The sequence below is a fragment of the Nostoc sphaeroides genome, from assembly GCF_003443655.1.
Lineage (GTDB): Bacteria > Cyanobacteriota > Cyanobacteriia > Cyanobacteriales > Nostocaceae > Nostoc > Nostoc sphaeroides.
Genome location: NZ_CP031941.1, coordinates 961,445 through 983,154, shown reverse-complemented (window position 1 = coordinate 983,154; position 21,710 = coordinate 961,445). Strand labels below are relative to the sequence as shown.

Annotated in this window: 21 protein-coding genes; 6 read left to right on the top strand and 15 right to left on the bottom strand. The window is 40.4% G+C overall.

All coding sequences use genetic code 11. From position 1 onward, the window contains the following. Positions 1-8: 8 nt before the first annotated feature. Both hypA and hypB read left to right on the top strand, forming a co-directional pair. On the top strand, positions 9-350 hold the full coding sequence (gene hypA, locus D1367_RS04535) for a hydrogenase maturation nickel metallochaperone HypA (RefSeq protein WP_118163585.1): 342 nt from the start codon (positions 9-11) through the stop codon (positions 348-350). Then, the gene (hypB, locus tag D1367_RS04530) at positions 341-1,171 is read left to right on the top strand and encodes a hydrogenase nickel incorporation protein HypB (RefSeq protein ID WP_118163582.1); all 831 of its coding nucleotides are present in this window, start codon (positions 341-343) and stop codon (positions 1,169-1,171) included. Before hypA ends, hypB begins: the two co-directional genes overlap by 10 nt. Before the next feature lie 343 nt (positions 1,172-1,514). Here hypB and D1367_RS04520 read toward each other — a convergent pair whose 3' ends face one another. The 7 genes from D1367_RS04520 to D1367_RS04490 form a co-directional block, all read right to left on the bottom strand. Beyond that, positions 1,515-2,411 (bottom strand): RpnC/YadD family protein, encoded by an 897-nt coding sequence (locus D1367_RS04520; protein WP_118163577.1) that lies wholly within the window; start codon positions 2,409-2,411, stop codon positions 1,515-1,517. Between the two features lie 257 nt (positions 2,412-2,668). Next, positions 2,669-3,043 carry a hypothetical protein gene (locus tag D1367_RS04515; protein ID WP_118163573.1) on the bottom strand — a complete coding sequence of 125 codons (375 nt, stop codon included), beginning with the start codon at positions 3,041-3,043 and terminating at the stop codon, positions 2,669-2,671. Continuing rightward, positions 3,033-4,040, bottom strand: coding sequence for an LLM class flavin-dependent oxidoreductase (locus D1367_RS04510; protein WP_118163570.1), 1,008 nt, complete (start codon positions 4,038-4,040; stop codon positions 3,033-3,035). The genes D1367_RS04515 and D1367_RS04510 overlap by 11 nt, the downstream gene beginning before the upstream one ends. Before the next feature lie 136 nt (positions 4,041-4,176). Beyond that, positions 4,177-4,539 carry a hypothetical protein gene (locus D1367_RS04505; RefSeq protein WP_181985069.1) on the bottom strand — a complete coding sequence of 121 codons (363 nt, stop codon included), beginning with the start codon at positions 4,537-4,539 and terminating at the stop codon, positions 4,177-4,179. A 541-nt stretch (positions 4,540-5,080) separates the two neighbouring features. Continuing rightward, positions 5,081-5,392, bottom strand: coding sequence for a hypothetical protein (locus tag D1367_RS04500; RefSeq protein ID WP_100900567.1), 312 nt, complete (start codon positions 5,390-5,392; stop codon positions 5,081-5,083). Positions 5,393-5,394: 2 nt separating this feature from the next. Continuing rightward, positions 5,395-5,676, bottom strand: coding sequence for a hypothetical protein (locus D1367_RS04495; protein WP_100900566.1), 282 nt, complete (start codon positions 5,674-5,676; stop codon positions 5,395-5,397). A 35-nt stretch (positions 5,677-5,711) separates the two neighbouring features. After that, positions 5,712-6,134, bottom strand: coding sequence for a hypothetical protein (locus D1367_RS04490; protein WP_118163561.1), 423 nt, complete (start codon positions 6,132-6,134; stop codon positions 5,712-5,714). Positions 6,135-7,150: 1,016 nt separating this feature from the next. On the opposite strand from D1367_RS04490, the gene cysK reads away from it, so the two are divergent. The 3 genes from cysK (at position 7,151) to D1367_RS04475 (ending at position 11,050) form a co-directional block, all read left to right on the top strand. Beyond that, positions 7,151-8,110: a cysteine synthase A gene (cysK, locus tag D1367_RS04485; RefSeq protein WP_118163556.1), complete on the top strand. Its 960-nt coding sequence runs from the start codon at positions 7,151-7,153 to the stop codon at positions 8,108-8,110. A 640-nt stretch (positions 8,111-8,750) separates the two neighbouring features. After that, positions 8,751-9,977: a vanadium-dependent haloperoxidase gene (locus D1367_RS04480; RefSeq protein ID WP_118163553.1), complete on the top strand. Its 1,227-nt coding sequence runs from the start codon at positions 8,751-8,753 to the stop codon at positions 9,975-9,977. A 179-nt stretch (positions 9,978-10,156) separates the two neighbouring features. After that, the gene (locus tag D1367_RS04475) at positions 10,157-11,050 is read left to right on the top strand and encodes a hypothetical protein (RefSeq protein WP_118163547.1); all 894 of its coding nucleotides are present in this window, start codon (positions 10,157-10,159) and stop codon (positions 11,048-11,050) included. 124 nt (positions 11,051-11,174) lie between these two features. Here the strand turns inward: D1367_RS04475 and D1367_RS04470 are convergent, their stop codons facing one another. The 7 genes from D1367_RS04470 to fdxB all read right to left on the bottom strand — a co-directional run bounded on the left by D1367_RS04470 (position 11,175) and on the right by fdxB (position 17,906). Further along, the gene (locus D1367_RS04470) at positions 11,175-11,645 is read right to left on the bottom strand and encodes an ArsC/Spx/MgsR family protein (protein ID WP_118163543.1); all 471 of its coding nucleotides are present in this window, start codon (positions 11,643-11,645) and stop codon (positions 11,175-11,177) included. A gap of 56 nt (positions 11,646-11,701) precedes the next feature. Next, complete coding sequence (locus D1367_RS04465; protein ID WP_118163540.1) at positions 11,702-12,313, bottom strand: cysteine dioxygenase family protein; 612 nt, start codon at positions 12,311-12,313, stop codon at positions 11,702-11,704. Positions 12,314-12,649: 336 nt separating this feature from the next. After that, positions 12,650-13,135, bottom strand: a complete 486-nt coding sequence (locus D1367_RS04460) for a hypothetical protein (RefSeq protein WP_118163536.1) — start codon at positions 13,133-13,135, stop codon at positions 12,650-12,652. A 116-nt stretch (positions 13,136-13,251) separates the two neighbouring features. Continuing rightward, positions 13,252-13,851, bottom strand: a complete 600-nt coding sequence (locus tag D1367_RS04455; RefSeq protein WP_118163533.1) for a cytochrome c oxidase subunit 3 — start codon at positions 13,849-13,851, stop codon at positions 13,252-13,254. A 529-nt stretch (positions 13,852-14,380) separates the two neighbouring features. Then, on the bottom strand, positions 14,381-16,069 hold the full coding sequence (gene ctaD / locus D1367_RS04445; protein ID WP_118163524.1) for a cytochrome c oxidase subunit I: 1,689 nt from the start codon (positions 16,067-16,069) through the stop codon (positions 14,381-14,383). A 39-nt stretch (positions 16,070-16,108) separates the two neighbouring features. Next, positions 16,109-17,098: a cytochrome c oxidase subunit II gene (locus D1367_RS04440; RefSeq protein WP_118163519.1), complete on the bottom strand. Its 990-nt coding sequence runs from the start codon at positions 17,096-17,098 to the stop codon at positions 16,109-16,111. Positions 17,099-17,612: 514 nt separating this feature from the next. Then, positions 17,613-17,906 carry a ferredoxin III, nif-specific gene (gene fdxB / locus D1367_RS04435; protein ID WP_109012311.1) on the bottom strand — a complete coding sequence of 98 codons (294 nt, stop codon included), beginning with the start codon at positions 17,904-17,906 and terminating at the stop codon, positions 17,613-17,615. Between the two features lie 1,032 nt (positions 17,907-18,938). On the opposite strand from fdxB, the gene D1367_RS04430 reads away from it, so the two are divergent. Continuing rightward, positions 18,939-20,528, top strand: coding sequence for a helix-turn-helix domain-containing protein (locus D1367_RS04430; protein WP_118163514.1), 1,590 nt, complete (start codon positions 18,939-18,941; stop codon positions 20,526-20,528). A 159-nt stretch (positions 20,529-20,687) separates the two neighbouring features. On the opposite strand, the gene D1367_RS04425 is transcribed toward D1367_RS04430, so the two are convergent. Then, positions 20,688-21,665: a sucrase ferredoxin gene (locus D1367_RS04425; protein WP_118163511.1), complete on the bottom strand. Its 978-nt coding sequence runs from the start codon at positions 21,663-21,665 to the stop codon at positions 20,688-20,690. Positions 21,666-21,710 lie beyond the last annotated feature (45 nt).

Sequence of the window (21,710 nt, the reverse complement as noted above, 5' to 3'; positions counted from 1 at the left end):
TTTATAGTATGCACGAACTTGGAATAACCCAAAATATTGTGGCAATTGTGACTGAACATGCCAAAGGTGCAAAAGTACAGCGAGTTTTATTAGAAATCGGCAAACTTTCAGCCATCATGCCCGATGCTATCCGATTTTGTTTTGATATTTGCACTCAAGGCACAGTTTTAGAAGGGGCGATGTTAGAAATTTTGGAAATTCCTGGATTAGGGCGATGTCGCCAATGTGGTGCAGAAATTTTTTTAGATAAACCTTTTGGAATCTGTAACTGTGGTAGCGTGCGATTAGATTTAATTACTGGTGAAGAACTGAAAATTAAAGAAATAGAAATCGAGGAATTATGTGTGTAACCTGCGGTTGTTCTGATGATGGCGAAATAAAAATCACAAATTTAGAAACAGATGAAGCTGAACATCATCATACTCACACTTTACCAGATGGAACTGTTATTACTCACTCCCACAGTCATGACACTCATATAGAAGCGCCTCAAATTCATGCCAAAATACACAACACAACAATATCTTTAGAACAGGATATATTAGCAAAAAATAACCTACTAGCTGCCCAAAATCGGGGATGGTTTAAAGGTCGAAATATTCTCGCCTTAAATTTGATGAGTTCTCCTGGTGCAGGGAAAACAACTCTTTTAACGCGAACTATCAATGATTTAAAGCATCAATTATCTATTAGTGTCATTGAAGGCGACCAAGAAACTGCTAACGATGCCAAAAAAATTAAAGAAACAGGTTCTAAAGTCATCCAAATAAACACCGGAACAGGTTGTCATTTAGATGCCTCAATGATAGAAAGAGGTTTACAACAACTGAATCCGCCTCTAAATTCTGTTGTGATGATTGAAAATGTCGGAAATTTGGTTTGTCCAGCCTTATTTGATTTGGGAGAACAGGCAAAAGTGGTAATTCTCTCCGTCACAGAGGGAGAAGATAAGCCGCTAAAATACCCGCATATATTCCGTGCTAGTGATATCATGATTCTCACGAAAATCGATTTGCTACCTTATGTAGATTTTGATGTTCAAAAGTGCATAGATTATGCTAGACAAATAAATCCCCAAATTCAGATTTTTCAGGTTTCTGCAACTTCTAATACTGGCTTAGAAAAATGGTATGCGTGGCTAATTGAAAACTTAAAAAATTGTCAGCATTAATCTCTTACCGCTTGAAGGATACGTAATTTTTTTTTAACGAACCGCAAAGGATGATCTTTATCAACAAGTTGCTCATGCTGTCGGAGTGCAATTAACTACACCAGAAATTCCTGCTATTCTGGAACAGAACAAGCTTTTGATGGCAATGAAGGTTATCACGATAACAGCATAGAAGGTGGCAGGTTTGCCGAAGATAGATATATCAAAGAAGCAATGTTTGGCGGTGCTTTTGGCGCATTTCAAACAGCAGACTGTGATTTCTTCGATAGTTTTTGGCCTTAACCTAAGCGTATTGTGGTATGAATCGCTAAGTGAAAAAATCACAAGTTTTTTTACCAGTAAATCAATCACAAACTCGCTGTAATTCCTCAACTGTATTTAGGGTTTTGATAGCCTGTTGAATCACTTTTAATCGCTGTAAATCTGTGATTTGGTAAATGATTGGCATTAAATCTAAGCCAGGAGTCCCAAATTTAATCTCCAGTGCCAATTCAATACCTGAATATAATTCCTCTCGTCGTCCGCGTGCTTCTCCGCGTGCTTCTCCGCGTGCTTCCCCGCGTGCCTCCCCGCGTGCTTCTCCTTCACGTAAAATTTCTTGATACCAAGGCGACTCACGCAACACAGCCATATCCCACCTCATAATTTCTTGGACTAGGGCACTCTCTATTACAAACGTAGCAAAAAAAGCCAAAACTGTTTCAAGTTGATTTAATTGTTCATCCTGACGCAGAATTTGCAAGGCTTCTCGAATTACAACCTCGTTTTCACCGCCTTTGAGGATGGGTACAAATGGAATTAAGGATGGTAATGGTGTCTCAAAGACAGTATTTACATCAACTTCCCATAGGTTAATCACCCGATAATCTTGAGTTGCTCTTAAACCTACAACATTTGATGTAAATGTTGTAGGTATTTCTGTGTTACTTCCTTTAAGAATATTGATTAATACTGGATAGGTAGGTAAATTATATTTTTCTTCAGCTAGAGCTGCATAAGCACGCATCCGTCGTGGCATTTTCGGTTTATAGCGCAGTTGTAATTCATTGACAACTAAAAATTTTCCATACTGCGGATTCTCGAAACGGATAAGTACATCACTTTGTCTACTAACCCACTGAAATTCTGAGTTGAGAATTTCACCTACAATAACATCGGGAATTTGTGTTACCCATTTTACCCAGTTATCGGGTGCAAGACTGATTAGGCGTTTAGTGCTGATATCAGCAGGTTTGGACATAAGTAAGTAGATAGGTTTAGATAATCGCTACTGCACTTTTAATTAGACTACCACTGAGTGTAGACATAGCGATCGCCTAAATATTTCCGTCTCAAAATACAAAAATCAACCAAAATTACAGTAGTTTTTTCTACTTCAATAACTAACTACATCCAATTTAAAAAATGAATTATACCTCTCATAAAATACAACACCCTGCACTTTAAAAGTACAGGGTGTTAGACAGCGATAAGGATGATTCCCAGTTTCTATTTACCTCAAAGCCAATCTCGATAAGCTGATATTTCATTTACGCTGATTTCAAACGGCATCCCCTTACCAAATGGCGGATAAACGCGGATTTTACCGTTGCTAGCAAACCGCTCTAATCTATTACCTAACTGGGCAATATTGCTGACTATATGCCAGTAAGATACTAAGTCAGGACAGTCAACAATTAATGTTAAGATGCTAGCATTTGTTGTGACATACCACTGACAATTAGATAATAGGACTCGCGTAATGCGATCGCACGCTAAAAAAAAGCATCTACCAGTAGACTGTTCTAGCTCCATTTGCAGCATTCCATCCTGTTTCGTTACCTCAGTTGGAGGTAAATCATCGGGAGGAAGCAAATATAGTTTAGAAGACATAATTTCGCACCTCTTGGTTGTAGCGCGTCAAACTCTCTAAGTTTTTTTGCAAATCCGCAGACGAGGGTTTGAGTGCTAGCGTACCTAAATTTAATTCGTCCTGAAATTTCTTGATTTTGTCTCGACAAGTCTCCACATCACCGATAATTGAGTTCTCAATCAAATAATCTTCATCGAAACAAATATTTGTGCGGTCGAATGGTTTTTGGTTGGGATTCGCACTATTTTTCAATACTTCAGCCGAATTAGCTTTCATTTTCTGGCTAAATTGGCGAACGAAAGGTAACGCTTCACTCACAGCCTCGTCAAATGTTTTGGCAACAAAAAAGAAGCGTGCAAGCACAAAGTTTTCCGCACCACTAGAATTTAAGGCTCGATATTTGGTAACAGTATCCTTCAATCTGTGTAGGGAGAATGGCGGCCCACCCATCAAGCTGAAAGAATGTTTAGCAGCAAACTCGATACCATCATCGCTGCCAGTGGCAACATACACGGGTATTTGACTCTGCAATGGTTTTGGGTGAATTGTTAAGCGATCGCATTGATAATACTTGCCATTAAATGATACATCAGTTTCATACAACAGCTTGTGAATTAGTGCGATCGCCTCTAGCATCTTGGGACGGGCTTCACTTGGGAGTGTCGCAAAATGCTTGTTTTGTTGGGGAAAGGGGCCGCCTTTGGCAACTCCAAATAATAATCGTCCATTGCACAGGTTATCCAGAGTGGCGATATCTTCCGCTACCCGAATCGGGTTATGGAATGGCAGTAACACCGCCGCAGTGCCTAATTGGATAGTTGAAGTCAGCCCCGCCAAGTGTGCCATTAACAGCAACATGGAGGGGCTGAGATTGGATTCACTAAAATGATGTTCACTCACCCAGGCTGACTCAAAACCTAAACTTTCTGCCTGTTTTATCAGCGTGACTTGCTCAAAGATGGCACGACGAGCATCTTGGTGATGATTATCGTAATTGCAGAAAATTCCAGTTTTCATTACTTGCGTTAATACTTTGTGCTGGCTATTCTAGTGGTCGATAGGTTCGTAGTAAGCACAAAGCGTGCTTAAATATTTGAGGACTAAAGTCCCCACTACAAACACCTTTACTCCTCTCAATTAATGCGCTCAAAGACTAATTTGCAACCCACTGCAACTCCAACCATAGACGTGGGTTATTGTGTTTGACCTTCGACATCGGATCGCGCAATAATCGCTTGGCATTCATGCAGACTACTTGTACTAGACCCATGTTGTCTGCTACTTCTCTGAGTATTTCTTTGTGGGCTTGCACACAGGAAATCATTTCGTCAGAGCAATAAATTCCTATATATTGCAAGCGTCTCGCAGGTCGTCCCCAAAAACAGGTGATGACTTTCACATAACACCCGTCTAGTAATTCTCCAACTTTTGGGTAGTAGTCATTGAGGACTCTTGTGAATTCTTTGGCTAAGATATCTTCAGCAATCATTGGAACTGATATTTCTGTAGCGTCCATCACGCTATTTAATATAACATAATTTTATCAATAAAATATGACAAAATAGCCTAATAGGCTTAAATAAAATATTAAATATTACAAAAAAAAGAGATGTACCTTATTTGGTATCACCTCCTATTTGCGTAAAGCATCTTTATATTTCAATATGAAAGTATTGGTTGAAATACCCCTAGTCTAGGCGAATGGAATTCGCAGCTATACGACATACATTTGGCTTTGTGTAAAATTGTAGGTTGGGTTAAGCAAAGCGCAACCCAACATTTCCAGGGCTTTGTTGGGTTTCGTTCCTCAACCCAACCTACTAGCGCTAAATCAATCTTAATTTATTTAATTTTAGTGCGTTTTAACGCACTTTAGCTATGAGCAATCAATTTATTGTAGGGCGGGAAAGCAACACCAAACAAAGATTTTATCGGCAGGGATATTTGCAAAGGTAAGATGCACCCAAATACTCTAATATCAAAAATTATGAATTCAAAGAAAATGCATTTAACTAGCACATCCTAATATTGAATTCTCAATTTTGTTTTTTTAATTATTATCGAGCATTGCGTTCACAAACTAATACCTCTGCTACAATATCCGGCACATTTACAAAGTCCGTAAATCCTTCAGAACCACGGATTGGTGATATAAATGTGTAGTTTGGATCGCACACTCCATTGTCATATACTTGAATAAACCATCTATCGGGAAATCCTTCTACACCTAATTCCACAGTGTACCAACTCTCGCCAATCAGACGAGAGTTAAAGATTGTAAACCACTCCCGATTCTCTTCTGAAATATTCCAATCTGCCATCAGCAGTTCTAAAGCTATTTGCCCTGCATCCGTTGAAGTCAACAGCATTTTTACTCCTTATTTGCAGCTTCAGTATTTGCAACTTCAGGGTTGGAAACTTCCGGATATAAACCCAATTCTTTAGCTAGCTCACGCGCTACAAAAAATAAGAACTTAGCACCATCTTGATTGCCTTCATGGGCAAACATAGTTGCTACTTGTAACATTGTTTCTACAAATCCAGAATCAATTAATTCTGGTTTACTTTCCAAAACTTCTGGTTCTTGACCATTTGGGCATTTCAGTAGCTCATCAATCAGATTGAAATAGAGTTGTTGGCGTTGTTCTGACATAATAAGCTTCTTGATTTTGGTGAGTTGTGAATTAATTACTGTTCGATACTGTGCTGCCACAGCCTTTCCAACATTTCAACTTGTTCTTTTAAAACAGCCGCACGATGAACAAGGTATCTGTCGTAAAAAAGAATCCCTAACCCAACACAAATAGGGGTTAGCAAGAAGAACCATTGTAGGATTGTGGCAAATTTATATTGTTCAGCAACAGTCAGCATTTGATGAATCACATTACGGTCAGAGGATTGGATGCTAGTCTGAGGGGAATGTGTACCCTCTGTCCGGGGAGCCAAGATAGGAGTATCTCTACTAGTCTTGTTAACTTCGCAGGCTAAATTCTGGGATTTTACTAACTCCAAATGTCGCTCCCAAACTATGCCAAATACTACTACTCCGGGAGAAAGTACTGCTAAGGTAACTACGCAAACTGTGAGAACATTTAAAAGTTTCGCTTTCATCTTGGCTCTCCCTTGCTAGGTAGTATGCACTCAGCAAGAAAATATCTTTTGCTGTTTATTTTAAGTAGTTATATATTTCTACTTTTCAAACAGGTTTGATATTAAAATATGTGTAAACGGGAATTTTTACAATCGTTAGTTGTCAGTTTTTTATAATTACCACTGACTACTGACCACTGAAAATTTACCAAGCTTTTCACAAAAAGTAGGATTAATCAGTCAGAAATAACGCACTCAAATTCAGAGAACCTGATTTCATCTTCCTCTCAAAAGAGAGATTAAGAAGTCCCCCCTAGTTCACTAAGCTTTCACTCAGGAATGTTGGGGGGTAGAGGGGAATCTCTGCGTAAATCCTATACGATTTATATCAGCCCCTCTCCACAAAACAGTTTACCCTAGCCCCGTTAAGATTATTAAATTCATTAGAATAGTACTCAAAGCTTGTAATCCCCACTTGATAAGCCTTACAAAAATTTATTGGGGTATGGGTGCTAGTGTTTTTGGGACGGGGTTCTAGTATTTTCGAGGTGGGGTTCTGGTATTTCTGTACTCAACCTAAAAGCAGTGTAGGTAATGCTTAAGGACTGTTTTGATGTCTTTTTTGAAAGAAAAAAACTGCACTCAAAATAAAATATCAATGTCTTTTGATAAAGATAGACTAATAATTGGGAAAAAACAATTAAATGTTTGGAAAGTACATTATATTTCTATAACAAATAGAAGATATTGAGAATAAAGGTAAAAATTATGCATATATACAGAATTATGCCCAATAAGCAATAGTCAGCAATTCCAAATGGTAAAATACAAGTATGGTAAGCTAGCCCTCTGCTGAGGTAATAATCAATGGGAATGAACATCTGATAAAGGTTCTTCCTAAACTTTCATATTTTGTGGTTTAGTTAGAATACATAGTATATGCACTCATTGACATTAAACTGCGAATTAAATACACAAAAGCTTATTGTTATAAGTAAATACTCTGTACTAAGATTTAGAATTTTAGGAGTTAAATAATGCGGATTGCTCAAGACATAACAGAACTGATTGGACGAACTCCTTTAGTTCAACTGAATAAGATTCCTCAAGCTGAGGGAGTAGTAGCAAGGATAGTTGTCAAATTAGAAGGGATGAACCCAGCAGCTTCAGTGAAAGACCGCATTGGGTTAAGTATGGTACTCTCAGCAGAAGCAGCTGGCTCAATTTCCCCTGGAAAGACGATTTTAGTTGAGCCTACCTCTGGTAATACAGGAATTGCTCTAGCGATGGTAGCTGCGGCGCGTGGCTACCGTTTGATTTTGACAATGCCAGAGACGATGAGCCAAGAACGACGCGCTATGCTTAGGGCTTATGGTGCTTCTTTGGAATTGACACCAGGCGTTGAGGGAATGCGGGGAGCTATTCGCAAAGCTGAAGAAATTGTGGCTAAGACTCCTGATGCTTTTATGCTGCAACAGTTCCGCAACCCTGCCAATCCCAAAGTTCACCAGGAAACCACCGCAGAAGAAATTTGGGCAGATACAGACGGGGAAGTTGATATTGTCATTGCTGGGGTAGGTACTGGTGGAACGATTACTGGGATTGCAGAAGTACTCAAACAGCGCAAGCCGACTTTTAAAGCGATCGCAGTTGAACCCAGCAACAGCCCAGTTCTCTCCGGTGGTGAAGCCGGGCCACACAGAATTCAAGGTATTGGTGCCGGATTTATCCCCGATGTTCTCCGCCTAGAATTGGTTGATGAAGTAATTAGAGTCAGCGATGAACAAGCGATCGCTTATGGGCGACGTTTGGCAAAAGAAGAAGGCTTATTATCTGGGATATCCTCTGGTGCAGCTTTGTGTGCTGCAATTCAAGTAGGTAAACGTCCAGAAAATGCCGGACGTTTAATCGTGATGATTCAGCCTTCCTTTGGCGAACGTTACCTCAGTACCCCTATGTTTCAAGACTTATCCTTAGAAACTGCTGGCGTTCGTTAAGGAAACCACCAAGAGATACAAAAACTGAGGAGCCAGAGGTCACGATTCTTCTGGCTCCTCGACTGTATTTATATACTTTTGGGTACGTAACTCTACTATTGAGTTAGCTGTACACTTAAGGTTGTTTTCGTGCGATCGCTAGTTTAACCCTAACAAAAGTTCACGTCATAATGATATTTTTATCTATCTTAAGATAGATTTTAAAAGCCAACAGGAACAAATATAATGTAGTGTTATCAACAGTATTTTATGTTCCTGATAGATTATTTATAAAGTAAATTTTAAGATATTAACTGGTATGTGTTTCTGGTAAAGTATAAATTAATGCATCCAACATGGAAGTAAATGTTGGGCTTTGGTTTGTAATAATCAAAGTTTTTTTTTACCTAGAAATCCATCTAGCGTGCTGGCTTTGTCAGCTAGACAGGCTCAATCTTTACTTTATAAGTCATCTTTGATTCATAGCAATCATTTAGATTCTTCTCTAGTGCTTTGCACAACACATTTAGCCTTTACTTCGTAAGCCCCGCACTGTAACTGTGTTCAGTTTGGTGTCGGGATATATACCAGAATTCTAAGCCGTATTTTACGGTAGCAAACACGGTTTAGGCAGTTCACTATTTTCTCTCAATTGGTAAAAATGAAAAATTCGTTCTTTATTAAGAGTGCATCTGCTGCATTTCTGCTTGCTATTGCTGCCATTCCAGCAGCTTTTGCTCAGGTTCCCAATCAGCCTGATAGTGTACGCTTCAATCCTAAAGATACTTTCGCAAATCCCCAGTTTCCAACAAGCTTAGACGACTCGCAAATTGTTGCTCCTACTGCCCCCAACTGGGTGATCCCCGAGAATCCGGTGAGAAAATTTGACAAATTCATCCTTCCTCCACCGCCCTCTAATACCTCTGTCCAAACCGCAGATGAACTAAGGGAATTGAACCAATTGGCAGCTACTCGTAACAATCCCAATGTCATCAAGACTATCACTCGTTGGAATTTTGACCCACCTGCTTCAAACTACAACTACTATTTTGACCATTTAGTTCAACTTTATAAATACAGTCCACCCTTAGCAGCGCGTTGTAGCGCCATGCTGAACGAAGGCATCTATGCTGGTCTTTTAGCTGCCTGGTACAACAAATTCACGTACCTGCGTCCCCGCCCAGATCAAGTAACTAATTATACTTTTAAAGCTGCTAATCCCATAATGCCCACACCTTACCATCCGGCTTACCCCTCTGGTCACTCGACCTCCGCCGGTGTCTTTATCGCTGTGGGGGCTGCATGTTTTCCTGAAGAACCAGTGGAGAACTTCGTTGCCTTGGGTAGAGAAGCCTCCCTTTCGCGCAGACAAGGAGGTGTACACTACTACTCTGACTCAGTAGCTGGTGAAGCCCTGGGGTATACCATTGGTAGTGCAGTAGTAAGGGGTTATAGAGACGATGCTTCCCCACTTGGTGGCAATACTGCCGCTTCTGTGTATAGTCGTCCACCGTCGTTTAATTCTAATGGTACGCCGACTACTACCCTCGTACAAAAGAAAGCCACCATTACTGTAGGGCCACAATTGAGTTCAGACCCAGGTAATCCTGGCAAGCAGAGGATCATCTTGGCGCCCATAAAGCCGAACGGACAGTTTTCAAATGCTCCTGTGGTACAGAATCCACCTAATTCACTGTTCATTATCCCAGCAACTAGTACAACACAGCTTGGCCCTGTTGCACCAACAACTGTCAACCCGACTGGAAGAGAAAACAACGCCCCAGCTACTTTCTCTGATCCAAACCCAGTCCCTGGTTTGTTTATCATAAATAATTCTGGCCCTATAGTTCCGTTAAATCAGATAGATTCTGCTCCCTCAAGCAAATAAACTTCCCAAAGCATTGGTTTAGAAGTCCTTCAAAATTAGCTGTTGTGTATGTAAGTTAAATACACAACAGTTTAAATCTGCTTCATCTATTTGAAGTGATTGGGCTTTGAGTCAGCGCCCTTTATTAATTACCAATATAGCGGTGCTTATCAAGGTAAACTACAGCTTTATTTACTATCATGCCATTACAAGAGTTTATTCCAGTGAAATTGCCTCTTCAGTTATGCGTTGTAGCATTCAGCCTCACAGCTACCGCTACACCCTTAATAGCTCAAACTCCTAACCCCAGACAGAATCAAGTTCACACTGAGTCCCAAGGCAATAACAAACCTTCCTTTTTGCCGAAAATCCTTAGTGATATTAAGATTAAGCGTCAACCTGTGAAATCTAGCCTGTTATACGAAGGTATGACTCAAGCTGAGGTAGAAAAGGTAATGGGAAAATCAACCGATATCAAGGTGTTTTCCAATCCAGATATGCACATCGAAATCCTGAATTATCGCCAAGAGTCAGTTATCACTAAAGTCTCAATGATTGATGGTTATTTGTCAGGTATTGCTTGCGAAGTCAAAACCATAACTACTAATGATGTTCCTGCTTTTGCTCAGGGCATTAAAATTGGCATGAGTCGTCAAGAGGTGCTGAAATTAATGGGCGAACCCATCTCGGAGCAACGCAATGACATTTCTATTTACAAACTTGAGCGACTCGCATACGCAAAAGATGGTCAACTACCAGTAAATATAATTCTCACAGATGGTCGGGTGGAGGCTATGAATGTCGGATTGGAAACTCCAGCCAAAATTCTGGGGATCATATTGCCAGCAGAACCAGCCATGCCAAAAAGCGGGTCTGTCTCCCAACGTATCCGAGTTGGAATGAACCCGCAACAGGTGATATCGATTTATGGTCAACCTACTTTTGTACAACCTTCAGTGTTTAAGCAACAGAAGGTTGTAGACTTCGTGTACGCTGCGCTCAATACAGATGCTTCCACTAGATTTACATTTATTGACGACGTGCTGACACGTTTCTCTTTTATTCCTCAAGCAAATTTATATCGTTCTAAGTAGTGTGGCACGAGTAGCAAATTACGTTTATATCGGCTATATCGGCTTTTAGATCAATGTGATTTTCCAGAAAACTGGAAAATCACAAATCTTGTCTGACTGTAGGTGTTAGTGAACAATATGTCTATTAATGTTTACAGCCACCTTCCTTATGGTGTTTATGCCCATGATCCTTACCGTGGGAACAGCCTTGCAAATTCTCCTTCATGAGATTGTCGCTGATTTGTTGCAAGGATTCATCCACAGCTTGTAAGCCAATCCAAGCATCAATTTTTTGGACATCAAATCCTACCTCGCGCTGTTCGCCTACTTCTAATAAAGGACGGCGAATCAACAATGGCTCTTTCAGCATCAGCGCCAAAGCGGTTTGTTCATCCACTTTTTCAGGAACCACCTCACCAGATTTTACCTTTGGGGCGGAAAGATTAAACCATTCGGCTACGGGGCGATCGCCAAAAAATGAACGCAACCGCTCAACTGTCCAAGGTTCTGTTAGCAGGTTGTGTGGTATCACCTCATGACCAGCAGCTGTAAGCAAAACTTTTTGCTTAGTACCACCTTTACAGCCTGGTTTGCTATAGAAAATTACTCTTGCCATTTAACAAACTCCTAATTACTCTTTAGCGCTAAAGCGCCAACTACGAACCGATGAAATTAAAAATTCCTAGCTTTATGGCTAGCTAAGTCAAACTCAAACCTCTCATTTGGATCAGTTTCGCCATAAATATTAAAAGTCACAGTTGGTTCATCACCCACTGCTTCTACACAGTGAATTGCATCGGGAGTAAAGCTAATAATATCTCCTGGGAAGAGAGTTAGCTCTCCCGTTGCTTCAATTTTGTCCTGAAATTCTGGGCTAGGAGTGCGTCGCCAAAAACTATTTTTTTCCTGGCCTTTTAGCACCGCCACGATTCCCCACGTCCCATGATTATGAATGGTTGATCGGGTTCCTGGTGCAAATGTTACTACTTGCACAGTCAACGGAAAACCCAATTCATCATATAGGAGTAAAACAGAGGTTCCCGTTTTGGGCGAAGGTTCTAAATATTGACTTCGCACCCAGTAGGAATTCACTATCAAGCGCCTTACAAGCATTCGGATTTCTGGCAGACGACTGGTTTGATCGTCCACACTATTGAGAACATCTTCGATTTCAGTTAAGAACCGATAAACGCGATAATTTTCTCTCAATAAATCCCATGCTCTCACAGCTTTACAGGCTTGATGCTGACCATCCCCCGTTAGCAGCCAATCCTGACCTTTCATAACTTTTAAATTGATAGCTGAGAAGATTTGATGATCAGGATTGGAGAGACATTAGGAATCTTATTATCTCCAGGAAGTTTAGTAGGTATGGTGATTGGAGGAAAGATAGAGTTACTATCAGTAGCTGCTCCTAATAAGGAGTAAGAGGAATATGATGTGGTAGATAACCAATTGTTCATGATTGTTCACTAAAAGAGAATTGGGAATTGGGAATTGGGAATTGGGAATGGGTTCTTCTGCTTGTGTCCTTGTTTCCCTTATCTCCCCACTTCTTACAGACGCGATGAATCGCGTCTCTACAAGGTACATTGTCTGGTCTAGATGGGCATTGACTAATTAATCATCTTCTTCTGCTGGACGTGTCAAAATATCCAGGAGAATTCCGGCTCCAAAATCATGCTTTTCGTCTATCTCTTTGACTTTGGTGCTGATTTCTTTTGCTTCCTCGATTGCTCCTAACTTTGCTAGTACTAATCCAGAAGCAGCATAAGCATTTAAGTACAATCGAATTTGTGGGTCTTCTTTGCGATTGACTAATATAGGCTTAAGTTGCTCCCAGCCATCAGGAAGTTTTTCTATTTCTTTAATTTTATCTAATAATTTGGCTGTTGTTTGTAATGCAAGAGAATAATTATTTTTATAATAGAAAAATCTATATGCTGATACCAATACATCTGTATTCTCACCAGTTTTTGCTAATGCTTGTTGAATATATTTTTCTGACTGTGATGTGTTCTCCCAGGTTTGTGCAGCTAAAATTAATAGATTTTTGATGTCCTCTGGAACCTGGAACCATGAAAATTTATTTGTATCAAGTTGCATAATTAACTCCTGAATAGAGATAAGGAGGATCAGGGATATGAGGCAAGAGACGCGACAAATCGCCATTATTGTAGAGACGGCGATTTATCGCGTCTTTGCTTTGCCCAATGCCCAATTTAAAACAAAGTAAGAACGTACACCAAGGTGAATAAAACAATCCAAATAATGTCTACGAAGTGCCAGTAAATTTCTGTCATTTCGATGAAAGTATGATTGGTTGCAGAATATTCACCCCTGAGACGCGATCGCCACAATGCACGTAATATCAATAACAGTCCCACAAAAACGTGCAAACCGTGGAATCCTGTCATGATATAAAAGCAGTTGGCGAAGACGTTGGTAGTCAGTCCGTATCCTAATGTTGAATACTCATAAACCTGACCACCTAAGAAAATTGCCCCCATGATTGCAGTAATTGCATACCACAGTTGCATTCCCTTAACGTTATTCTTTTTAATCGCTGTATCACCGAAGTGAATCACGAAACTACTAGACACCAGAATAATGGTGTTAATTGTCGGCACAAGTAATTCTACTTCGCTTCCTTCTGGAGGCCAAACTGCTGTAGTACCACGGAAAAACAAATAAGTGGCAAAAAATCCCCCAAACATTAGGGATTCAGAAGCGAGGAACGTCAACAATCCCCAGACTCTTAAATCTGGATGTTCTTCGTGTCCTGCACTGTGATCTTCGCTTGTGGTTGTAGCTATAGTCATAGATTTTTTGACAATATTATGCGCTGCGTCTGTTGTGGAAGCTTGAATGAAGAATGAAGTCTGAAGCGGCAAAATATTTCATTCTTCATCCAAAATCCTTGTTTAACATCAATTCACAAAAATCCTGATACATATAGATTTCTCGTAGGGGCATGGCATTGCCATGCCCTTACCAGAGTATTTGTATCATTATTAAAGTGAAATGGTATTAACTCTTGACTTGTTCAGGAATTCTCAAAATTCCGAGTTCCGAGTTCTGAAGCTCAAGTTCCGAGTTCTGAAGCTCAAGTTCCGAGTTCTGAAGCTCAAGTTCCGAGTTCTGAGGCTCAAGTTCCGAGTTCTGAAGCTCAAGTTCCGAGTTCTGAAGCTCAAGTTTCGAGTTCTGAGGCTCAAGTTCCGAGTTCTGAGGCTCAAGTTCCGAGTTCTGAGGCTCAAGTTCCGAGTTCTGAGGCTCAAGTTCCGAGTTCTCAAATCAAATCACTAGAAATTGTAGTCAGCTTGAGAGCGATCGCAATACTCAATATACTACCTAAGCACTAGCTGACGGCGTTGCAGATGGCTGCACTTCATTACTATGACCATGACCGTAGTCATAAGGGCCATGAGTCACAACCGGCAACACTTCCCAGTTTTCAATTGCAGGTGGTGAGCTAGTTGTCCATTCTAAGGTCAAACCTTGCCAAGGATTATCACCAGCCAAAGGCCCTTTCAGCCAACTGTAGATCATGTTGATGGTGAAAGGAATTACCGATATCGCCAAGACAAATGAACCAAAGGTACAAATTTGATTGAGGTCGATAAATTGGGGGTCATACATTGCCACTCTTCGCGGCATTCCTTTTAAACCCAATTCGTGCATAGGTAAAAAGGTTAGATTAGTGCCGATGAAGGTAAGGGCAAAGTGAATGCGTGCCAAGTTTTCATTCAGCATTCGTCCGGTCATTTTGGGGAACCAGTGATAAATGCCGGCGTAGATGCCAAACACGGAACCGCCAAACAGAACGTAATGGAAATGTCCTACTACATAATATGTGTCGTGGACATGAACATCAAAGGGGGCTGTTCCCATCGTCACACCACTTAAGCCGCCCATGACAAACATTGATAACAAGCCAATGGCGAAAAGCATCGCACCTGTGAAGCGGATTTTACCACCCCAAAGGGTAGCAACCCAGGCAAAAATCTTCACGCCAGTGGGAACTGCAACTATAAGAGTGGAGATAGTGAAGAACATCCGCATCCAGCCGGGTGTGCCACTGGTGAACATGTGGTGTACCCAGACGAACAAACCGACAACGCAGATGGCTACACTAGAATAAGCGATCGCTTTATAACCAAAAATTGGCTTACGGGCGTGAACTGGAATTACCTCCGACATGATGCCGAAGATGGGCAGAATCATTAAATATACTGCCGGGTGAGAATAAAACCAGAATAAGTGTTGATAAATTACAACGTTACCGCCTGCATCTGGTTTAAAGAAGGAAGTGCCAAAGTTGAGGTCAAACAACAGCAGAACTAAACCGGCTGCTAATACAGGTGTGGAGAGCAACGCTAGAATGGAGGTTGCCAAGATTGCCCAGCAAAATAGGGGTACTTGATCCCATTTCATGCTAGGAACCTTCATCATCAAAATGGTGATTACGAAGTTCAGTGAACCCAAAATTGAAGAAGTTCCCACCAAGACGATCGCTAATATCCACATAGTTTGAGCGATTGGTGCTGTTACCAAACTCAAAGGTGGGTAAGCTGTCCAACCAGATTGCGAACCGCCAAAAATGAAACTACCTAAAATCAGCGCACCGGCTGGGGGATTTAACCAAAAAGCGATCGCGTTCAGCTTTGGAAACGCCATATCCCTGGCACCAACCATCAACGGCACCAAATAGTTACCAAATCCCCCAATGGCGCTTGGGACAATCCACAGGAAGATCATAATCGTCCCGTGATTGGTCATGAAAGCGTTATACAGATTGGGGTCGAGTACGTCTGATTCTGGTGTTGCTAATTCCACACGGATAGCAACAGCCATCAGTCCGCCGATGAGATAGAACACAAACGCCGTCACTAGGTATTGAATACCAATAACCTTGTGGTCAACATTAAATGTAAAATAGTCCTGCCATTTCCACGCCTTCGGATGAGAGGTGTGGCCAGCCACTATTTTCGGTTTATTCTCTTCTGGTGGAGTATTCCGTGGAAATTCTACCTGCGTCATATTTTTGTACCACTATGCGCGACTCTTGTACAGACGCGATTAATCGCGTCTCATGACTACTGACTCTAGAGTTGCTGCACTAATGCCCATATCATGGGTGTGGGGCGCGAGAAACTCTGATGTTGATAAGTCGGCTGGATTAACTGCAACAACTTGATTGAGGTTTTGCTGTTGAGCAATCTGGTTTTCTGTCCGCCAGTTATTATATTCTTCTGGTGTGTGGACAATTACTTGTGTCCGCATTGAACCGTGATAACCACCGCACAATTCAGCACAAACTACGGGATATGTACCTGGTTTAGTGGCGACAAATCGTAGTTCGGTAGGGATACCAGGAAGTGCATCTTGTTTCAAGCGGAAGTTTGGCACCCAGAATGAATGAATTACATCTTGTGCTGAAAGGTTGAGTTGGACATCAGCACCAACGGGTATGTGCAATTCCCCAGAGGTAATGCCACTATCAGGGTAATTAAATATCCAGGCGTACTGTATGCCTTTGACATCAACAACTAAATCGGCTGGTTTGTTTAGGGTTTGAGGAGACGCGCCGATGCCGATTGTTGGGGCGATCGCTGGGGCTGTTGTTGCTTCAGTATCGCTTAATGTGGCTGCGATCGCACTCCCCGGTATATGAGCAACATGAGCTGCTGAATGAGGATGACCCGCAGGCTCAAAGCCGCCCATTCGGTTAAAAACATCTACACTGTAGATGCCCAAGCCGAGAACAATCACTGTTGGGATTGCTGTCCAAAAGATTTCTAAGGGAACGTTGCCTTCTACTCGCACACCATCGGTATCGTCACCGCGACGGCGACGAAACTGAATCAAAAAAAGTACAATTGTTCCTTCTACCACTAAGAAGAGTGCGATCGCAATGGTAAACATGACGTTAAAAAAACCGTCTACCAAAGGCGCTTGTAACGATGCTTGCATCGGCATCAAAGTGTGATTCTGACCAATCCAAATACTGATTGCTGTAACTACTATCCCAGCAACCAGAGTCCATAGTGAAACAGGAACTTGTTGCATACATGCTACCTGTGTAAACAGTCTTTTATAGGTACTGGGTATTGGGTATTGGGTATTGGGTACTGGGGATTGGTAATTGATAATTGGGCATTGTTATTTATTCCCTATTCCCTATTCCCCATTCCCCATTCCCTATTCCCTTTTCACTTATTAACTTTCTAACGTGCAGCCATAAAAAATGGGGGAAACTTCCAGATTTTTTCCATATCTTTCCCCCAGAAACTTACAAATTATATTTCAACTCCTATGAAAAAGGTAGCCCCCTGCTCCCAGAAAGAGCTAGTTGTTCCAAGAGGGCACTGTTAGACCTAATATTGATTAGGCTATATTAGCAGCAAGTTTAAATTTGTTAATAGCAAACATTTGGCGATTTACGGATTTGTTTACTGTGAACTTTCTATTAGTTACAGTAAATATTTAATATTCCCCTCAAGTTACCTTGCCTAGCGCATTTGCGCTTTATACAAACAGTGCCTCCTTGAATGAACAACAATTTTGACTAACTTCAAAAACCTTAGTTGTTTAATGCAACATGGGTGTAGCAATTCTTGGGGCAAATCCGTGAACACGCTTCACAACCAATACAGTTTTCTGGAGAAGTAACTGCCATTACTTTCCGTTCAATTTCATCATCATCTTCATCATCTACAAATTCGCCTTCTTCATTGAGCGCCTTTAAACCCAAAACATTGTAACCGCATACTTTAACGCATCTGCCACAACCGATACATTTATCCTTGTCAATTTCTTGAGCGAATTTTGGTGTCCAAGCCTTACCGCCAAATGTCAAACCTGTTAGCTGTGCCATGAATAATCCTTCGGCAATTTTGCCTTTCAATCTGTTTGTGCATTAATCATCATATTATCCTAATCTTTTATTCGTTTATATTCAAAAGTTACTTTTTAGTCATCAAATTACGATGGCTTTGAACACAAAATTACATTGTTTTTAATTTCAAATTACAGATAAAACTTATTGATAATAATTATCCAGTTTTAGGGGGCTAAAGTAGCTACTTACTACTGTGTATAGATAATTATTATTTCCACCAGATACAAATATCTCTATAAGACAATACGGTTCAGTTAAGCATTTCTTCTTCTCTCTGCTCCCTCTGCGCCTCTGCGGTTCGTTAAAAAACTTGACTTTGATAAAGAGTTTTAGCTTTAACTAAACCGTATTGCCCCATAAGAGTGATGATATTCTTTTTCAAGTATTTTTTTGATTAATCAGATAAATATATACAAATAGTAGTAACCGATACAAAAATAAATGTTTGTGAATTACATTTTTATATATGCAATATGTATTTTAAAAGCCAACAAGTTTTGATTTTCCTTGAATCAATCTATTTAGATAAATGATGACAAAAGAGATTATTCTCTTATATCAAGAAAGTAAAGCTAATTATGAAGTAACTGTAAACTTGGTAGCAGAATATTATCATGCATTAAATATTAAAATCATTAATAAATCAGATGAAATGTAATTACAACAGGCTTAAATGTTTCCTAAAAGCACTTTATGGTTAAAGGTAAAATGTTCAATGAGGTAGATTTTCTCAAATATTAATATTTTCTTTAAGCTCGACACGAACAAATTAATGATTATTTTTATGAAATGTATAGTTAATAAATAAGTTTTATCCATCTCGGTTTTAAAGCCTTAAATAGCTTCCAATTGGATGCGAACTCAAAATATGGATGTGGGGAGTGAGTGTGGTGAGAAAAGATTATTCTCGCCAGAAAGATAATGTGGTAGCGAGTCATGAATAAACAGGACTCATCCAGGGGAGACCTGAGCCAGACATCTCAACGATTAGAGTGGGAAAAGAGCCTTATGCCTTATACAATTCCTAACAACAGTTGCGTTGGATGTGACAACTGCCGCCCCCAATGTCCTACGGGTGCAATCAGAATAGAAGACAATGAATACTGGATTGATCCTGGTCTTTGTAATAATTGTGAGGGCTATTATTCAGAACCGCAATGTGTAATAGCTTGTCCAACAAATTCTCCGATTCCCTGGCAATCGAAAAAGGGGAGATGCAAAATAGAACCGAGAGATGCTAGCAGTTTAGACTTGTTTTCTAACGGCAAGAATAATCCATTTGCTTCAGCGATCGCAATTTGGGAAGCTTGTAATGTATTAGCACAACGCACATCACTACATTGGGAAACCGATGAAGAAGGCTATATAAGTTACAGCCGACAAATCAATCAGGGACGAGGTGCGATCGCTTTTCACATCCAAGATCCATTCAAAGTTAACGATAAAGCCACAGATTTAGCAGCAGTTGAGGGGCTTGACATCAGAGCCGCTTGCATACATCTAATTTTTGCAGCTTATGCTACAGCCTTAGATCAATCTTGGGAGCAAGAATTTGCGATCGATGAGCGGCAAATTGAGAAATATTTGGGGATGGAGAAACGCAAAGATTTAAGTAAAGCAGCCAAACTCGCTTTAATGAAAAATCTTGTCCAGCAAGCTTGCTCCCTGGTTATCTCCATTGACTGGCCTCAACAAGGGCGAATTAACGGATTCTCTATTACAGGTAGCCGCCTATGGCACTTAGTAGATATTCAGCACCACTTTCAAGAAGACAATCTTGGATGCAAATATCTGATTGGGCTAACTTTTAAAGTAAAAGCAGGCTTATGGGCGCAATATTTCTTAAATAAACAAGCATGTAAAGAGCGAACCGCATTCTATCAATACGGCAGTCTCCCCAAAACGCTGCTAACCACAGTTATGAGTATTTGGCAGCAACATGAAGGGGCAGTTCGACTAATGCTGTGGTTGCTGTTTAAAACCAAAATGGGTAAAGAACAACGCATTACCATTCCTACCTTGCTGCGGATTGCTTACGGCGAAGAAAAAGTTGCCCTTGCATCCAGACAACGGGAAGAACGCAAACGTCTACTGCGAACTTTTGAAAGCGATTTGGAAATTCTCAATCACTATGGAATGAAACCACTTTTCGATCCAGTTACCTACCCGCCAGAAATTCAACCTTTGTGGGCGAAGTTAATTGATCTTCCCGAAGATCCAGATGAAGCATTAGAATTTTGGACTAATGACGGTGGTGCTGAAACCCGCCTCACAGACACAGGCCCCCGTGGTAAGTGGAATCTCTTAATGAATGCGCGGATTTTAGCTTTTGAACTTCCACCAGAATGGGAACAGCAAATCTCAGAATCGGAAAAAAAGAAAACAAGAACAGCTAAAGCCAAAAAGAAGCCCAAAGCTACAAACGATTTGCTGGGTGAACAGATTTTGCAGGCGCGAAAAAATTTGAATCTCTCCCAAAGAGAATTAGCAAAACTTACAGGTAAAAGCCAAAGCTGGATTCGAGATATTGAAAATGGCCGTTTAAAAGCCAAATTAGAAGACCAAATACTTTTAAGAAAACTCTTAAATATGACTTAATCTTGATTCGGAATTTAAACGCAGAGGAACGCAAAGGGAAACGCAAAGGTACGCAGAGATTTTATTAATCATTTGTGCAACGTTATACTAAATACAGCAATACTCCGCGTACCTCTGCGCTTCCCTTTGCGTCCCTTTGCGTTTAAAAACTCTCCTCTTTTAAGTACTATAACTCATCACCTTACTAGAACTAACCCAAAGACTACCCACAGCATATTTAGTAACTACCAACTCTCGTGTAGCATTGCATGAACTCTTCAGTTGTTGAGTCTTAGTTTCATCTCTCACAAGTTTAGCCTGATAAGTGTAAAGAGAACCAGAAGGTTGTTCAAAACTTAGCTCACCTAGAATAGTATTATTATCTAAACTTTGCTCCAAAATTTTGCCTGCAACTTTGTAATTAAACCAATCCCACCCATTGCAAAGCATTAGTTCTCTTTCCAAAATCTGAAGTGCAGCAGGCAAAATCCCCCAGCCTCGATAAACTTTATTTAAGCATTCAATATCGCCAGTCCGAGCCAAAATCGATCTAAATGAATCTATATCTATACGACCGTAATATCTTCCTTCTGGCAAGTCTATAATTGTTGGTGCAAAGCGATGTCCACCAAAGTGTGATGATTTCCAAATTCGCACATTATCTAAGCACAAATCAGCATTCTTTGCTGTAACATTGAAGTAAAAGGGAGCGCCATATCTGGCACAACATTTATCATGGCTACCGTGGGTACAAACTAAAATATCTCTAGTTGTACTAGTTTCCATCTCAGAATGAGAACTGATACCCCATATCCATTTTTGGACAACTGCTGCTACTTGCTCAATATTTGCTAGCTTAAACTCTTTTTTCTGGTATCCATTACTTAGCCCCTCTTCTTTTTGATAAATCAGAAGTGTAGTGTGATTTACCTTGTGCGATACATCATTAGCAATTAAGAGGAATCTAATCGGTAGATTAGCACGCTTCACTTCCTCTACCAAAATCCTCAAATTATGGGGCACCCATTTGGAATTAAAGGCTTCTGATGTCCAAGGTAAAGGACACTCAACTAAAATATAAGTTTGATAATTGGTGGCGCTACCAATAACATCTTCTCCTATTTCACGTGAATCGTCAGAACAAAAAAAAGTATTCATCTCGCTGTACTCATTAGCGTATTCTATGGACAAAAAGTATAACAA

What these genes read in the sequence shown, in the direction of transcription:
- hypA (WP_118163585.1), top strand. Translation starts at nt 9, where the DNA reads ATGCACGAACTTGGAATAACCCAAAATATTGTGGCAATTGTGACTGAA.
- hypB (WP_118163582.1), top strand. Translation starts at nt 341, where the DNA reads ATGTGTGTAACCTGCGGTTGTTCTGATGATGGCGAAATAAAAATCACA.
- D1367_RS04520 (WP_118163577.1), bottom strand. Translation starts at nt 2,411, where the DNA reads ATGTCCAAACCTGCTGATATCAGCACTAAACGCCTAATCAGTCTTGCA.
- D1367_RS04515 (WP_118163573.1), bottom strand. Translation starts at nt 3,043, where the DNA reads ATGTCTTCTAAACTATATTTGCTTCCTCCCGATGATTTACCTCCAACT.
- D1367_RS04510 (WP_118163570.1), bottom strand. Translation starts at nt 4,040, where the DNA reads ATGAAAACTGGAATTTTCTGCAATTACGATAATCATCACCAAGATGCT.
- D1367_RS04505 (WP_181985069.1), bottom strand. Translation starts at nt 4,539, where the DNA reads ATGGACGCTACAGAAATATCAGTTCCAATGATTGCTGAAGATATCTTA.
- D1367_RS04500 (WP_100900567.1), bottom strand. Translation starts at nt 5,392, where the DNA reads ATGCTGTTGACTTCAACGGATGCAGGGCAAATAGCTTTAGAACTGCTG.
- D1367_RS04495 (WP_100900566.1), bottom strand. Translation starts at nt 5,676, where the DNA reads ATGTCAGAACAACGCCAACAACTCTATTTCAATCTGATTGATGAGCTA.
- D1367_RS04490 (WP_118163561.1), bottom strand. Translation starts at nt 6,134, where the DNA reads ATGAAAGCGAAACTTTTAAATGTTCTCACAGTTTGCGTAGTTACCTTA.
- cysK (WP_118163556.1), top strand. Translation starts at nt 7,151, where the DNA reads ATGCGGATTGCTCAAGACATAACAGAACTGATTGGACGAACTCCTTTA.
- D1367_RS04480 (WP_118163553.1), top strand. Translation starts at nt 8,751, where the DNA reads ATGAAAAATTCGTTCTTTATTAAGAGTGCATCTGCTGCATTTCTGCTT.
- D1367_RS04475 (WP_118163547.1), top strand. Translation starts at nt 10,157, where the DNA reads ATGCCATTACAAGAGTTTATTCCAGTGAAATTGCCTCTTCAGTTATGC.
- D1367_RS04470 (WP_118163543.1), bottom strand. Translation starts at nt 11,645, where the DNA reads ATGGCAAGAGTAATTTTCTATAGCAAACCAGGCTGTAAAGGTGGTACT.
- D1367_RS04465 (WP_118163540.1), bottom strand. Translation starts at nt 12,313, where the DNA reads ATGAAAGGTCAGGATTGGCTGCTAACGGGGGATGGTCAGCATCAAGCC.
- D1367_RS04460 (WP_118163536.1), bottom strand. Translation starts at nt 13,135, where the DNA reads ATGCAACTTGATACAAATAAATTTTCATGGTTCCAGGTTCCAGAGGAC.
- D1367_RS04455 (WP_118163533.1), bottom strand. Translation starts at nt 13,851, where the DNA reads ATGACTATAGCTACAACCACAAGCGAAGATCACAGTGCAGGACACGAA.
- ctaD (WP_118163524.1), bottom strand. Translation starts at nt 16,069, where the DNA reads ATGACGCAGGTAGAATTTCCACGGAATACTCCACCAGAAGAGAATAAA.
- D1367_RS04440 (WP_118163519.1), bottom strand. Translation starts at nt 17,098, where the DNA reads ATGCAACAAGTTCCTGTTTCACTATGGACTCTGGTTGCTGGGATAGTA.
- fdxB (WP_109012311.1), bottom strand. Translation starts at nt 17,906, where the DNA reads ATGGCACAGCTAACAGGTTTGACATTTGGCGGTAAGGCTTGGACACCA.
- D1367_RS04430 (WP_118163514.1), top strand. Translation starts at nt 18,939, where the DNA reads ATGCCTTATACAATTCCTAACAACAGTTGCGTTGGATGTGACAACTGC.
- D1367_RS04425 (WP_118163511.1), bottom strand. Translation starts at nt 21,665, where the DNA reads ATGAATACTTTTTTTTGTTCTGACGATTCACGTGAAATAGGAGAAGAT.